This is a genomic window from [Bacillus] caldolyticus (assembly GCF_003595605.1).
GTDB lineage: Bacteria > Bacillota > Bacilli > Bacillales > Anoxybacillaceae > Geobacillus > Geobacillus thermoleovorans.
Genome location: NZ_CP025074.1, coordinates 2,905,769 through 2,919,123, shown reverse-complemented (window position 1 = coordinate 2,919,123; position 13,355 = coordinate 2,905,769). Strand labels below are relative to the sequence as shown.

The window sequence follows — 13,355 nt, the reverse complement described above, 5'->3', positions numbered from 1 at the left end:
GGCATTATTTTTTTAAACGTTTTCGCACTTCAGATATAAAGTAAAGCGATCCCGTAATGAGCATCAACTCATCGCTCCCCATTTGGTTTTTCTTTTCACTGATCCAGCCGACCCAATCACCTGTCACCGCTTTCTGCGGATGGGACGAAAGGTCCGCCAACTGTTCCGCCGCTGCCGCGCGCGGAAAATCAAACGTGGTAAACGTGATCGTATCTGCAAGCTCATCAAGCTGCCGAATCATCCGCTCAAGCGGCTTGTCTGTCAGCGCGGCGAACAAGACATGGACGTGTTTGTCAGGATAATGGGCGCGCACCGTCTCCACGAGTGAGCGAATCCCGGCTTCGTTATGGGCGCCGTCGAGGATGATGAGCGGATTGCCGCTCACCCGCTCAAACCGGCCGGGCCAAGCGGCTGTGGCCAGCCCATCGGCGATATGCTCCGGATCGATCAAAAACGAATAGCCAAGGCGCAATAGTTCGGCCGCCATCACTGCCACCGCCGCGTTTTCGACTTGATGGGCGCCGGGCATTTGAATGCGCAAATCGCGATATTCGGCAAACGGCGTGACAAGCGAAAACTGCTCCCCTTCCACCGTCGCCTGCCGGTCGGAAACGGTGAAATCGACGCCGAGACGATATGTTTTCGCTTTCCGCTCCGCCGCCGTCTTGGCGATCACATCCCACGCCTCGGGCTCGTTGACCGCTGTCACAAGCGGAATCCCTGATTTAATGATCCCCGCTTTTTCCGCGGCGATCTGATCGAGCGTATCGCCTAAGATGTTCATATGATCGTAGCTGACGTTCGTAATGACAGAAACGAGCGGATAAATGATGTTAGTTGAGTCCAAGCGGCCGCCGAGCCCGACTTCAATGAGCACGATGTCTTGGATGTTTTGTTTGCCGAAATAATACAACATCATCGCCGTGATCACTTCAAACTCGGTCGGTCCGCCAAGTTCCGTCTGTTCCAATTCGTCCGCAAGCGGTTTGATCGTTTGCACGAGCTCTACGATCTCTTCATCGCGAATCGGTTGGCCGTTTATGCTGATTCGTTCGTTAAACTGCTCGACATACGGCGACGTGAACATTCCAACCGAATAGCCCGCCGCCTGCAAAATGGAGCGCAAATAGGCGACCGTTGACCCTTTGCCGTTCGTTCCCCCGATATGGACGGCGCGGACGCGGCGTTCCGGGTGGCCAAGTTTTTCCATCATCCATTCCATCCGTTTCAATCCCGGTTTTATGCCAAGCCGCAGCCGCCCGTGAATCCAAGCGACCGCTTCTTCATACGTTCGAACCATGTCCATCATCCTCCTTTTTCCATTGGTGTCTTGCCGCCCCCTGCCGGCTTCATGCGGCAGATGCGCCACACATCGAGAAGCCTGGTGAAAGCGAGTATATGTTGACAACAAACCTCTTCTCAGAATATGCCAACCTTCCATCATGATCCATCGAAAAAGACGAATCCACAGGAAAGCGGATTCGTCTTCATCATAATCAACAGCAAGATCGTTTGTCTACCGTTTGAGCTCGGCGAGGCGCGCCTTGACGGCTTCGCGTTTTTCCATGTAATCTTGCCGCTTGCGCCGCTCTTCTTCGACGACATGAGCCGGCGCTTTCGCCAAAAATCCTTCGTTCGCCAGTTTCTTTTCGACGCGCTCGACTTCTTTGTTCCATTTGTCAAGCTCTTTTTCAAGCCGCTTAATTTCCTCCTCAATATTGATCAATCCTTCAAGCGGCATGATGAGCTCGGCGCCGGTGACGACCGCCGTCATCGCTTTGTCCGGCGCGGGAACGTTTGTATCGATCAAGAGCTCGCTCGGGTTGCAGAACCGCTCAAGATAGGCGCGGTTTTTCATGAGCGCCGCCCGCACTTGTTCATCTTTCACCTTAATATAGAGCGCAATCGGCTTGCTCGGCGGCGTGTTCACTTCGGCGCGGACGTTGCGGACGGCGCGGATGATGTCGACGAGCATCCGCATTTCTTCCGCGGCTTCTTCGTTCGACAGCTCAGGGCGCACTTGCGGCCACGGAGCGACGGTGATCGATTCGCCTTCATGCGGCAAGTTTTGCCAAATTTCCTCGGTAATGAACGGCATGAACGGGTGAAGCAGGCGCATCGTGTTGTCGAGCACATACGCCAACACCGAACGTGTCGTCTTTTTCGCCGCCTCGTCATCACCGTACAGCGGCAGCTTTGCCATTTCGATATACCAGTCGCACAAGTCGTCCCAAATAAAGTTGTACAGCGTACGCCCCGCTTCGCCGAATTCGTATTTCTCAGCGAGCTTCGTCACCGTATCGATCGTTTCGTTGAGACGCGTTAAAATCCAATGGTCGGCGACCGTTTTTTCGCCGCTCAAATCAAGCTCCTCGTACGTCATGCCGCCCATGTTCATCAAGGCAAAGCGCGAGGCGTTCCAAATTTTGTTGGCAAAATTCCACGTCGCTTCGACTTTTTCGGTGCTGAAGCGCAAGTCTTGCCCCGGCGAGCTGCCGGTCGCCAAGAAATAGCGGAGCGCATCGGCGCCGTACTGGTCGATCACATCCATCGGATCGACGCCGTTGCCGAGCGATTTGCTCATTTTCCGCCCTTGGGCGTCGCGGACGAGGCCGTGGATGAGCACGTCTTTGAACGGACGCTTTCCGGTGAATTCAAGCCCTTGGAAAATCATGCGCGACACCCAGAAGAAAATGATGTCATAGCCGGTGACAAGCACATCAGTCGGGTAGTAGCGCTTGTAATCCGGCGAGTCGGTATCCGGCCAGCCCATTGTCGAGAACGGCCAGAGCGCCGAGCTGAACCATGTGTCGAGCACATCTGGGTCTTGCTCCCAGTTTTCGATGTCTTTCGGCGGCTCATGGTCAACGTAAATTTCGCCCGTTTCTTTATGGTACCATGCCGGGATGCGATGCCCCCACCAAAGCTGGCGCGAAATGCACCAGTCGCGGATGTTTTCAAGCCAATGCAAATACGTTTTTTCAAACCGTTCCGGCACGAACTGCACTTTTTCGTCCGTTTGCTGCAGCTTGATGGCGGCTTCGGCGAGCGGCTTCATTTTCACAAACCATTGCGTCGACAAATACGGCTCAACGACCGCGCCGCTCCGTTCGCTATGACCGACTGAGTGCACGTGCTCCTCGATTTTAAAGAGGACGCCTTGTTCTTGCAAATCGCGGACGATTTGCTTCCGGCATTCAAACCGGTCAAGCCCCTGGTATTGCATGGCGTTTTCATTCATCGTGCCGTCTTCGTTCATGACAAGAATGCGCGGCAAATTGTGGCGGTTGCCGATTTCAAAATCGTTCGGGTCGTGCGCCGGCGTAATTTTGACCGCTCCGGAGCCGAACTCCATATCGACATATTCGTCGGCAATGATCGGTATTTCGCGGCCAACGATCGGCAGTTTCACCATTTTGCCGATCAAGTGCTTGTACCGCTCGTCATCGGGGTGCACAGCGACGGCCGTATCGCCGAGCATCGTTTCCGGACGGGTCGTCGCCACTTCAATGCAGCCGGAGCCGTCGGCGAGCGGATAGCGCAAATGGTAGAGCGCGCCTTTTACTTCTTTATAAACAACCTCAATGTCCGACAAAGCGGTTTTCGTCACCGGGTCCCAGTTGATGATGTACTCGCCGCGGTAAATAAGCCCTTTCCGGTAGAGCGAGACGAACACTTCGCGCACCGCTTTTGAGAGCCCTTCATCGAGTGTGAACCGCTCGCGCGTGTAATCGAGGCCAAGCCCCAACTTCGCCCATTGGCTGCGAATATGGCCGGCGTATTCTTCCTTCCACTTCCACGTTTCTTCTAAAAATTTTTCCCGGCCTAAATCGTAGCGCGACAGCCCTTGCTGGCGCAGCTTCTCTTCCACTTTCGCCTGGGTGGCGATGCCGGCGTGATCCATTCCCGGAAGCCACAAAACGTCATACCCTTGCATCCGCTTCATGCGCGTAATGATGTCTTGCAGCGTCGTATCCCACGCGTGCCCCAGATGCAGTTTGCCGGTGACGTTGGGCGGTGGAATGACGATCGTAAACGGTCGTTTGTTCGGATCACCGGTCGCTTCAAAAAATTTTCCTTTCAGCCACCATTCGTAGCGCCCCGCTTCGACCGCGCGGTGGTCGTATTTGGGCGGCATCGACACTTCGTGCTGTGCCATGTTTCATTTCCCTCCTTCAACATGATGGACAATGCGGCCGACGGCGGCTTCCCATTGAGCAATGCCGCGCAGCCGGCAAGCAAAAAAGCCCCTTTCATCCCAAAAGGACGAAAGGAGCTGCTTTCGCGGTACCACCTTTTTTCTTAAGCCCAAAGGCTTAAGCGCTTCATTGGCATAACGGCATGATGCCGGCTTCCTCTACTCGGCAGCAGCGCCTTTCAAAGAAGCAGCTCAAGGGCGACCTTCCAGCAGCCGTCATCCTAGGAAATCTCGCAGCTTCTGATTTCCCTCTCTGCAGGCGCGGACCGCTGTACTCCTCCCCGTCTTCGCTTTTGTCATCATTGTTCGATTATTATACTACCATTGTCCATCATCTTTGCCAAGTTTTTATTTATTTATTCCATCCGTGTGCATTTGGTGACAAACCACCGCACGTTTCATATTGTATAGTAAACCGGAGAAGGAGGGAATGTCGATGCGGCGATTCAACCCGTATTCGTGGCCGCCGTGGCTTCGGCAAGTGCGCGCCGTCTGCGCCCAAGTGATCATCCCGCTCACCATTTTTCAAGCGATCCGCACTATTTTTCTGCCAACGACGTTTGATGTCATTTTATTGGCCATCTTCGTTTTCATTGCCGTGGCGCTCCATCTGGAATGGATTTAGTGGGACGCCATTTTGTTTGGGCTGGATTCAAAATCGATTTAACCATTGCTGCTTTCATCCGCCGGCGGTTCGTTGTCCACCGCTTCTTCCTGCTGCCGCGCGGCGTCGCGTTGGACAAGGTGCATAACGAGCGCCTCCATATTTTTGAACGCCAAATAACGACGCTGCAACGCGGCCACATATTCCCGTTCGTTCCGCTCGTTCCGCGAAGCGGCCTCATACCGCTCCAAACAGCGGACAAACCCACGCGGCTCCGCCAAATGGCTGTATAAAAACGCCCGCTCCCCGTCGGACAGCGGCAGCTCCTTCTCGTACTCCCCCATCCCTTCAAGCCACTCGCGCCCAAGCGGCGGCATTGTCTGTACGTGAAAACGGAGCGCGGCGATCACATCAAAGAGCGGCGAATTCCAATGCGCCCGCTCCCAACTGATCCAATACGGCGGGATATAGTGGGAGAGGCGCGCTTTGCCGTGCACCCAGGCGATGCGCCATTGCTTCGTCTCTTTGAGCGTCTCTTCCCACACATCGAGCCGTTCTTCAGCGAACGAGTACGCGCGCATCACCTCATGAAAATAGGTGCAGCATTGGAGCTGAAACGGAGACATGTACCACGCCGCTTCGTACCGCTCAATCCGTTCTTCCCAAACCATCCGCGCCCGTTGCCATTCGTCCTTTTTTTGCTTTCGGTACGCCGCCGCCTCTTCCTCACTCACCTCGATCGTACGGACGGTGGCGCGATGGAGGCGGGCGAGCTCGCGAAAAAAGGCGTCCACCGCATCCTTCTCCACCTTTGATTCGCCGTCATGCCATGCTTGCAAATAATAAAGACGGCCGCCTTCTGTGGCAAACAGCGACCGCCGCCGCGTCAGGTAAAGCGGGAGACAACGGGGGCCGCCATGCTGAAGAGACTGCCAAACGGCGGCGGCTTCTTGCTCGCTTTCAAGCGGCTTTAAAGCGAAAACGCCGCGGTTCGTGTATACCTTGACGGCTTTGCCTCGCTGCTCAATGCGCACTGGACGAAGACCGTACTGGGCGAGCACAGCATCATATCGGTCAGACTGTGAGGTCATCGTTACGCCCCCTTATCCGCAAAAGAAACGGAAAGCGTCCCTTTCATGAGAAAGGACGGCTTCCCGCCATGGCCGGAATATACAGCAGCTGCCCCTCGTGCACGTCATCTGGGCTTTCCAAATCATTGGCGCGCAAAAGCTGTGAGACGGTCACATCATACCGTTCGGCAATCTTGTCCAATGAATCTCCTTGCTGGACGATGCAAATTTTCAGTTTCGTAAACTCTTCCTCCTCGCTTTTCGCAAACAGTTTCGTCAAGTAAAGCGCATTTTCGCTTTTTGTTTTCGTTTCTTCTTCTTCCTCAACCGCCTTTTTCGCCGCCCCGATCGATACCTTCGCCTCAGTTGGCGGCAGCAGCGAAGCGATGTCTTCCTCCGTCTGTGCGCTGACCGCCTTCGTTTCCGTCTCAAGCGGCAAAAACGGCTCTTTGGCCTCCTCTTCTTCCTCAGCCTCCGTTTCTTCATGACGCATGGCGGCCGGCTCCATGGCGGAAACCGTCGTTTCGTCGGCGGCAAAAGCCGGCTGTTCATCCGCCTCATCGGTGAGATCATCCACGGAAGCAAACGCTTCCTCACCGGCCGCTTCCTTGCGGGCGATTGATTCAAACGGGGCAAACAGCGGCTCATCGTCCTCCTCATCGTCCGGCAAATCATCGTCAAGCGGCGCTTCACTGATGCCGCTGATCGAAATGTCGGCAGTGATCAGCAATCTTCCGTTTTCATCCAAATCATAATCAAACGATTCAACCGTCACGTACACATCCTCAAGGGAACGAATGCGGTTTTTTGGAATCGTAATATCGATTGGAAAGCGGTGCGACAGTTCGCTGATCCCGTCTTCGCGCACCGAAATGTGCTGAATGAACCGATAACCAGCCAGCTCAAACACGTCGTCATCCGCTTCAGCCTGCTCTTCGCCCGCTTGGCGGAATTCGCCGCTCAACTCAAGCGCGCCGCGGATCGTAATATATTGGTCGTACTCATCGACGGAAATGACCGGATCAAGAGAAATGGATAAAAACTCGGCGACTTCCTGTCCTCTTTTAAACCAGACCGATTCTTCCAATGAAAAACGCAAATACGATTGCTCCAACCGGGCCTCCTCCTTCCGTCCCTTTGGCAAATGGTTTCTATGACATTATCCATTGTATGAACGGAAACGAGGCGGTATGATAAAAAATTGGGCTGCCGACGGTCGGCAGCCCCTTTCCTTATCCGCGCAGACGGGCAAACACCCGCTCAGCAGCGGCAATCGTATATTCAATATCATCATCACTGTGCGCCGTCGACAAAAACAGCCCTTCAAATTGCGACGGCGGCAGGAAAATGCCTTCATTCGCCATTTCCCGATAATAGGCGGCAAACAGCTCCAAGTCGGACGTTTTCGCTGTCTCGTAGTTGACCACCGGCTCGTTCGTGAAGAAAAAGCCGATCATCGACCCAGCGCGGTTGATCGTATGCGGGATGTCGTATTTCTCTGCTGCCTGATGAAGCCCATCCGCAAGGCGCGCCGCTTTGCGGCCAAGCTCTTCGTACGTTTCCGGCGTCAGCTGGCGTAGCGTCTCGTACCCGGCCGTCATGGCGAGCGGATTGCCGGAGAGCGTGCCGGCTTGGTACACCGGCCCGCTCGGCGCGACAAGCTCCATGATCTCGGCTTTGCCCCCGTACGCCCCGACCGGCAAGCCGCCGCCGATCACTTTGCCAAGGCACGTCAAATCCGGCTCAATGCCATAATACCCTTGGGCGCAGTGGTAATCGACGCGGAACCCGGTCATGACCTCGTCGAAAATCAATAAGGCTCCGTATTGTTTCGTCACCTCGCGCAGCCCTTCCAAAAAGCCAGGCACTGGCGGAACGACGCCCATGTTGCCGGCGACCGGTTCGACGATCACCGCGGCGATGTCTTCGCCAAACCGCTCAAACGCATAGCGGACGCTGTCCAAATCGTTGTACGGCACCGTGATGGTATGCTGGGCGACCGATTCCGGCACGCCCGGGCTGTCCGGCAGGCCGAGCGTCGCCACGCCAGAGCCGGCTTTAATGAGCAGCGAATCGCCATGGCCATGGTAGCTGCCTTCAAATTTGATAATTTTGTTGCGCTTCGTGTAGCCGCGCGCTAAGCGGAGGGCGCTCATCGTCGCCTCGGTGCCGGAGTTGACCATCCGCACGATTTCCACCGACGGCACCCGCTCAATCACGAGCTTAGCGAGCTCATTTTCAAGCAATGTCGGAGCGCCAAAGCTCGTCCCTTGTTCCGCCACGCGCTTCAACGCTTCCACGACCTGCGGGTTGGCATGCCCTAAAATGAGCGGCCCCCATGACAGTACGTAATCAATGTACTCATTGCCGTCAATATCGTAAATTTTCGCTCCTTGGCCGCGCGCCATAAAAATCGGCGTCATCCCGACCGACTTGAAGGCGCGCACCGGGCTGTTCACCCCGCCCGGCATCAATTTCACCGCTTCTTCGTATGCTGCCTTTGACCGTTCATAGCTCCGCATCATTCCGCCCTCCTCTCTATTCAGCCAGCCAGCGGGCGACATCTTTGGCAAAATACGTAATGATCAAATCCGCGCCCGCCCGTTTCATCCCTGTCAACATTTCCATGACGACCGGCTTCTCATCGATCCAGCCGTTTTGCGCCGCCGCTTTGACCATCGCATACTCGCCGCTCACGTTATAGGCGACAAGCGGCAACGGAAAGCGGTTTTTGACGTCGCGGATAATATCCATGTAGGCAAGCGCTGGCTTCACCATCAAGAAATCAGCGCCTTCTTTGACATCCGACTCCGCCTCGCGAAACGCCTCAAGGCGGTTGGCCGGATCCATTTGGTACGTCTTCCGGTCGCCAAACTGCGGCGCGCTGTCGGCGGCATCACGGAACGGGCCGTAAAACGCCGAAGCGTATTTGATTGCATACGACATGATCGGCACATACTCAAACCCTGCTTCATCAAGCCCACGGCGAATGGCGGCGACAAAGCCGTCCATCATGTTCGACGGCGCGATGATGTCGGCGCCGGCTTGCGCTTGGCTCACCGCCGTTTTGGTGAGGAGCTCGAGCGACGGGTCGTTCAGCACGCGCTCGTTTTCGACGACGCCGCAATGGCCGTGGCTCGTATATTCACATAAACACGTATCCGCAATGACGACTAGACCTTTGTGTTCAGCTTTGATTTGGCGGATCGCCCGCTGAACAATCCCTGTTTCGCAATACGCCTGCGAACCGACTTCATCTTTTTCATTCGGCACACCAAACACCATGACGGCGGGAATGCCAAGCTTGGCGATGTCGTCCACTTCCTCAGATAAACGGTCAAGCGATAAATGGTAAACCCCTGGCATCGACGGCACTTCCCGCTTAATGCCGCTTCCCTCGACCACAAACAGCGGATAAATGAGATCCTCGACGCGAAGATGCGTCTCACGCACCATCGCCCGAATCGCAGCCGTTTGCCGCAAACGGCGATGGCGGTCAAATGACAGTGCCATTCATCGTCCCTCCATGGAAAAATATTGTTCCATCGCTTTGATTATACCATCCGTCGTGTAATCAGCTGGACAAATATGTACGGTGATTCCTTCCCGCTCCGCCGCCTTTTTTGTCACCGGCCCGATGCAGGCGACAGCGACGCCGGAGAGAAGCGCGGACGCTTCCTCGCCAAGAAGGCGGGCAAGGCTATGAACCGCCGATGGGCTCATCAACGTAATCGCATCTAGTTTCCGTTCGCGCAGCAACGCCAACAATGGTTCTCGACCGCTTAGGTCTGGCACCGTTTGATAAACCGTAAACTCATCGACCGCTGCGCCTGCCTTCCTTAACGCCTCAGGCAGCGTCGGGCTTGCCAAATCACCTTTGACAAACAGCACCCGGTCGCCTTGTTTTACGCGCGGTGCAAGCATGGCGGCAAGCCGTTCAGCGGTGAAATCATCCGGTACGAGCGCCGGTGAAACACCGTACTCAACGAGCGCGGCCGCCGTCTTCCGCCCGACGACGGCGACATTCGGCAGCGGCCGCGGCAACGAAACGTGCGGAAAAAAGAAGCGGACCGCGTTCACGCTCGTCAACACGAGCCAGCGGTATTCCCCGAGCCGTCCGGCGAGCGCGGCGATGGCTTCCGGCGCAGCCGCCGGGCGGATGGCTATGAGCGGGATTTCGATCGGCACGGCGCCAACGGCGCGCAGCTTGGCGGAAAACGATGCCGCCTGCCTTTTGTCACGAGTGACAAGTACCGTCTTGCCGGCTAGGGCGCGATTGGCCATCAGTCGCCCAGCTCCTTTTTCACCCGCTCGATCAGCGCTTTTGCCCCTTGTTCGCTCAAGATGGCAGCCGCCTGTCGGCCGACCGCTTCCGGATCGGCGCCAGTGACGATTTCTTTATACATTTCTTTGCCATCCGGGGAGGCGACAAGCGCGGTAAGACGCACCGTCCCCTCCTTCACTTCCGCGTAGCCGGCAATCGGCACTTGACAGCCTCCTTCCATTTGCTGCAAAAAGGCGCGCTCCGCCCGAACAGCCCGCTCGGTTTGCTCGTCGTTTAACCGGCTGAGCCATTGGCGCAATTCGTCATCATCCTCCCGGCATTCGACCGCCAGCGCCCCTTGGCCGACCGCCGGAACACAGACATCAAAAGGAAGATAGTCGCTGATGACGTCATCGCCCCAACCCATGCGCGCAAGACCCGCCGCCGCCAGCACGATCGCATCGTACTCTTCGCTTTCGAGCTTCGCCAACCTTGTGTCAATATTGCCGCGAATCCATTTGATCGTCAAATCCGGGCGATAGGCAAGCAGCTGCGCCGAACGGCGCAAGCTGCTCGTGCCAATGACCGACCCAGGCGGCAAGTCGGAGAGCATCCGGTTTCCTTTGCTGACAAGCACATCGCGTGCATCTTCGCGGCGCGGAACCGCACCGATCACTAAACCTTCGGGCAGCACAGCCGGCATATCTTTCATGCTATGGACCGCCATATCGATGCCGCCGGCGAGCAATTCATGCTCAATCTCTTTCACAAACAACCCTTTGCCCCCGACTTTCGAGAGCGTAACATCAAGCACCCGATCTCCTTTCGTGACGATTTCTTTCACTTCAAACGTAAACGGCGCCCCAAGCTGTTTCAATTCGTTGATCACCCACTTCGTCTGGGTCAAGGCAAGCTTGCTGCGCCGCGAGCCAACGACAATGTTCCGCATCTCGTTCCACCTCGATTACGAATACCAAAAATGAAATTTTGACAAACTGCCAAACAAGAAAAAGTTGACAAGCAAAAATAAAAACGAACCGATATTCCATAGCGCGATCGCCTTCCCTTGCATCTGCCGGACGGCTCGCTTGTAAAAATAGACGCCATAGACGAGAAGAACGACAAACGACCCGAGCACTTTCGCATCATACCAATGGAAATGGTCGATTTGAATGTACGCCCAAATCACGCCAAGAATGAGCCCTAATAACAACATAGGCAAGCCGAGCGCATTTAAAACATACGACAAAAAATCAAGCCGCGACAAATCCGCCATGCGCCAAAGGCGCGCCCCCCACTTTTTCTTTTTCAGCAAACTGTACTGCAACATGTAAAGCACCGAAAACAGAAACGACAGCGTAAACGCCGCATACGCTCCGAGCGAAAGGGTGATGTGGATGATCAGCAGCTCCGAGACGAGCCGCTCCGCAACAGCCGGCGACTGCGAAGACGGTGCAAACGTATGAATGGCCAAAATAAAAAAAGCAAGCACGTTCGTAAAAAAGACGATGAAATCGACGCGCAGCAGCCGATTGATGACGAGCGACAGCGTAATGAGCAGCCAAGCGTAAAAATAAAGCCCTTCCGACATCGTTAAAATCGGAAAGCGCTTCGTCTCCATGATGCGAGAAACAAACGTCACTGTCTGCAAAAGCCATACAATAGAAAGCAACCAGAAGGCGATGTCGTTCGCCTTCCGGTTTTGTTGCAAAAAATCGATGAAATAGAATAGGATCGAAGCGATGTAAAGCAAAATGGACAACTCATACAACAGCGCCACCATCCATCCCACCTTACAGCTGCCATGATGGGCGGGCGGCACGGACCGCTTCCGCGTCTTGTTCATCGCATTGCACGGATTTCGCCTGCTCTATATGCCGCTCGGCTTTCACCGCATCTTCGATATTGAAAATTTTCATAAACAGCAAAAGCGCCTCCTCGGCATTCGGGCCGGCGGCGAGTTCCTTCGCCTGCAAAATCGGATCGCGGAGCAGCTGGTTAATAATGCTTTTCGTATGCTTATTCAACACTTTCCAGTCGCGCTCCGACAAATGCGGCAGTTTCCGCTCCAAACTTTTCATCGTTTCTGCTTGAATGGCCAGCGCCTTTTCGCGCAATGCGGCAATGACTGGCACGACGCCGAGCGTCTGCAGCCATTGGCTGAACGCCATAAGTTCCGCTTCGATCATCGTTTCAATGCGAGCCGCTGCCTTTTGCCGTTCCGCCAAGTTGGCCGCCACCACATCTTGCAAATCGTCAATGTCGTACAAAAACACCGTTTCCAAATCAGCCAACGCCGGATCCAAATCGCGCGGCACCGCGATGTCAACCATAAAGAGCGGGCGGCCTTTGCGCATTTTCTCAAGCGGCGCCACCATTTCCTTCGTCAAAATATAGCCTTTGGCTCCCGTCGAGCTGATGACGATATCCGCTTCCAGCAAAGCGCATGACAATTCGCCGAGCGGCTTCGCTTCGCCGGCAAACTGCTTAGCAAGCTGTTTCGCTTTTTCAAGCGTCCGATTGACAACCGTCACCTTCCCGACGCCGCTGCCGTACAAGTTTTGCGCCGCCAGCGTCCCCATTTTGCCGGCCCCGATAATCAAGACGTGCTTGCCGGCAAGGCGGCCGAAAATTTTCTTCGCCAGCTCAACCGCCGCATAGCTGACCGATACAGCGTGCGCGCCGATGCCCGTTTCCGAGTGGGCGCGCTTCGCAAAGGTCACCGCCTGCTTGAACAGATGATTGAAAATCGTGCCGCTCGTCCCGACCTCTTGAGCGAGCAAATAGCTGTCTTTCACTTGCCCTAAAATTTGCGTTTCCCCAAGCACCATCGAATCAAGGCCGGCCGCCACGCGGAACAAATGCTTTATGGCCGCTTCTCCTTCAAGCACACGCAAATACGGAGCAATCGCTTCCACTTTGACGCCAAACCATTCGGCTAAAAATGCTTTCATATAGTAACGGCCGGTATGCAGTTGATCAACCACTGCATAAACTTCCGTCCGGTTGCACGTCGAGACGATCACATTTTCGAGCACGCTTTTTTGCTTGGCGAGCTGTTTCATCGCCGCACCGAGTTCCGCTTCTGCAAACGCGAGCTTTTCGCGGATTTCTACAGGGGCGGTTTTATAGTCGACGCCAACGACTACGATTTGCACGATGCCATCCCCCTTATTGACCGAATCCCTTCCATCATTATATCACAACCGTCCATCGTTC

11 protein-coding genes and 1 other annotated feature are annotated in these 13,355 nt (G+C 55.2%); of the genes, 1 reads left to right on the top strand and 10 read right to left on the bottom strand.

Annotated elements, in window-relative coordinates; translation table 11 throughout:
• Positions 1 to 4: 4 nt before the first annotated feature.
• Together CWI35_RS15090 and CWI35_RS15085 are read right to left on the bottom strand one after the other, a co-directional pair.
• Positions 5 to 1,300 (bottom strand): bifunctional folylpolyglutamate synthase/dihydrofolate synthase, encoded by a 1,296-nt coding sequence (locus CWI35_RS15090; RefSeq protein ID WP_081130837.1) that lies wholly within the window; start codon positions 1,298 to 1,300, stop codon positions 5 to 7.
• A 216-nt stretch (positions 1,301 to 1,516) separates the two neighbouring features.
• Entirely contained in the window at positions 1,517 to 4,159 is a 2,643-nt protein-coding gene (locus CWI35_RS15085; protein WP_021322180.1) for a valine--tRNA ligase, read from the bottom strand.
• A 100-nt stretch (positions 4,160 to 4,259) separates the two neighbouring features.
• Positions 4,260 to 4,495 (bottom strand) — a binding site (T-box leader).
• A 139-nt stretch (positions 4,496 to 4,634) separates the two neighbouring features.
• Here CWI35_RS15085 and CWI35_RS15080 point away from each other — a divergent pair.
• Positions 4,635 to 4,823, top strand: coding sequence for a hypothetical protein (locus tag CWI35_RS15080; RefSeq protein ID WP_011232115.1), 189 nt, complete (start codon positions 4,635 to 4,637; stop codon positions 4,821 to 4,823).
• A gap of 38 nt (positions 4,824 to 4,861) precedes the next feature.
• On the opposite strand, the gene ysxE is transcribed toward CWI35_RS15080, so the two are convergent.
• The 8 genes from ysxE to hemA all read right to left on the bottom strand — a co-directional run bounded on the left by ysxE (position 4,862) and on the right by hemA (position 13,294).
• Positions 4,862 to 5,893 carry a spore coat protein YsxE gene (ysxE, locus tag CWI35_RS15075; protein ID WP_081130838.1) on the bottom strand — a complete coding sequence of 344 codons (1,032 nt, stop codon included), beginning with the start codon at positions 5,891 to 5,893 and terminating at the stop codon, positions 4,862 to 4,864.
• A gap of 43 nt (positions 5,894 to 5,936) precedes the next feature.
• Positions 5,937 to 6,986, bottom strand: a complete 1,050-nt coding sequence (gene spoVID / locus CWI35_RS15070; RefSeq protein ID WP_011232117.1) for a stage VI sporulation protein D — start codon at positions 6,984 to 6,986, stop codon at positions 5,937 to 5,939.
• A gap of 118 nt (positions 6,987 to 7,104) precedes the next feature.
• Positions 7,105 to 8,394, bottom strand: a complete 1,290-nt coding sequence (gene hemL / locus CWI35_RS15065; protein ID WP_013144589.1) for a glutamate-1-semialdehyde 2,1-aminomutase — start codon at positions 8,392 to 8,394, stop codon at positions 7,105 to 7,107.
• Positions 8,395 to 8,410: 16 nt separating this feature from the next.
• On the bottom strand, positions 8,411 to 9,385 hold the full coding sequence (hemB, locus tag CWI35_RS15060) for a porphobilinogen synthase (RefSeq protein ID WP_081130499.1): 975 nt from the start codon (positions 9,383 to 9,385) through the stop codon (positions 8,411 to 8,413).
• Positions 9,386 to 10,156, bottom strand: coding sequence for a uroporphyrinogen-III synthase (locus tag CWI35_RS15055; RefSeq protein WP_011232120.1), 771 nt, complete (start codon positions 10,154 to 10,156; stop codon positions 9,386 to 9,388).
• On the bottom strand, positions 10,156 to 11,085 hold the full coding sequence (gene hemC, locus CWI35_RS15050; RefSeq protein WP_014196450.1) for a hydroxymethylbilane synthase: 930 nt from the start codon (positions 11,083 to 11,085) through the stop codon (positions 10,156 to 10,158). Before hemC ends, CWI35_RS15055 begins: the two co-directional genes overlap by 1 nt.
• 15 nt (positions 11,086 to 11,100) lie before the next feature.
• A complete protein-coding gene (gene ccsA, locus CWI35_RS15045) occupies positions 11,101 to 11,919 on the bottom strand; it encodes a cytochrome c biogenesis protein (RefSeq protein ID WP_013144585.1) in 819 nt (272 codons plus the stop codon).
• A gap of 10 nt (positions 11,920 to 11,929) precedes the next feature.
• On the bottom strand, positions 11,930 to 13,294 hold the full coding sequence (gene hemA / locus CWI35_RS15040; protein WP_011232123.1) for a glutamyl-tRNA reductase: 1,365 nt from the start codon (positions 13,292 to 13,294) through the stop codon (positions 11,930 to 11,932).
• Positions 13,295 to 13,355: the final 61 nt, after the last annotated feature.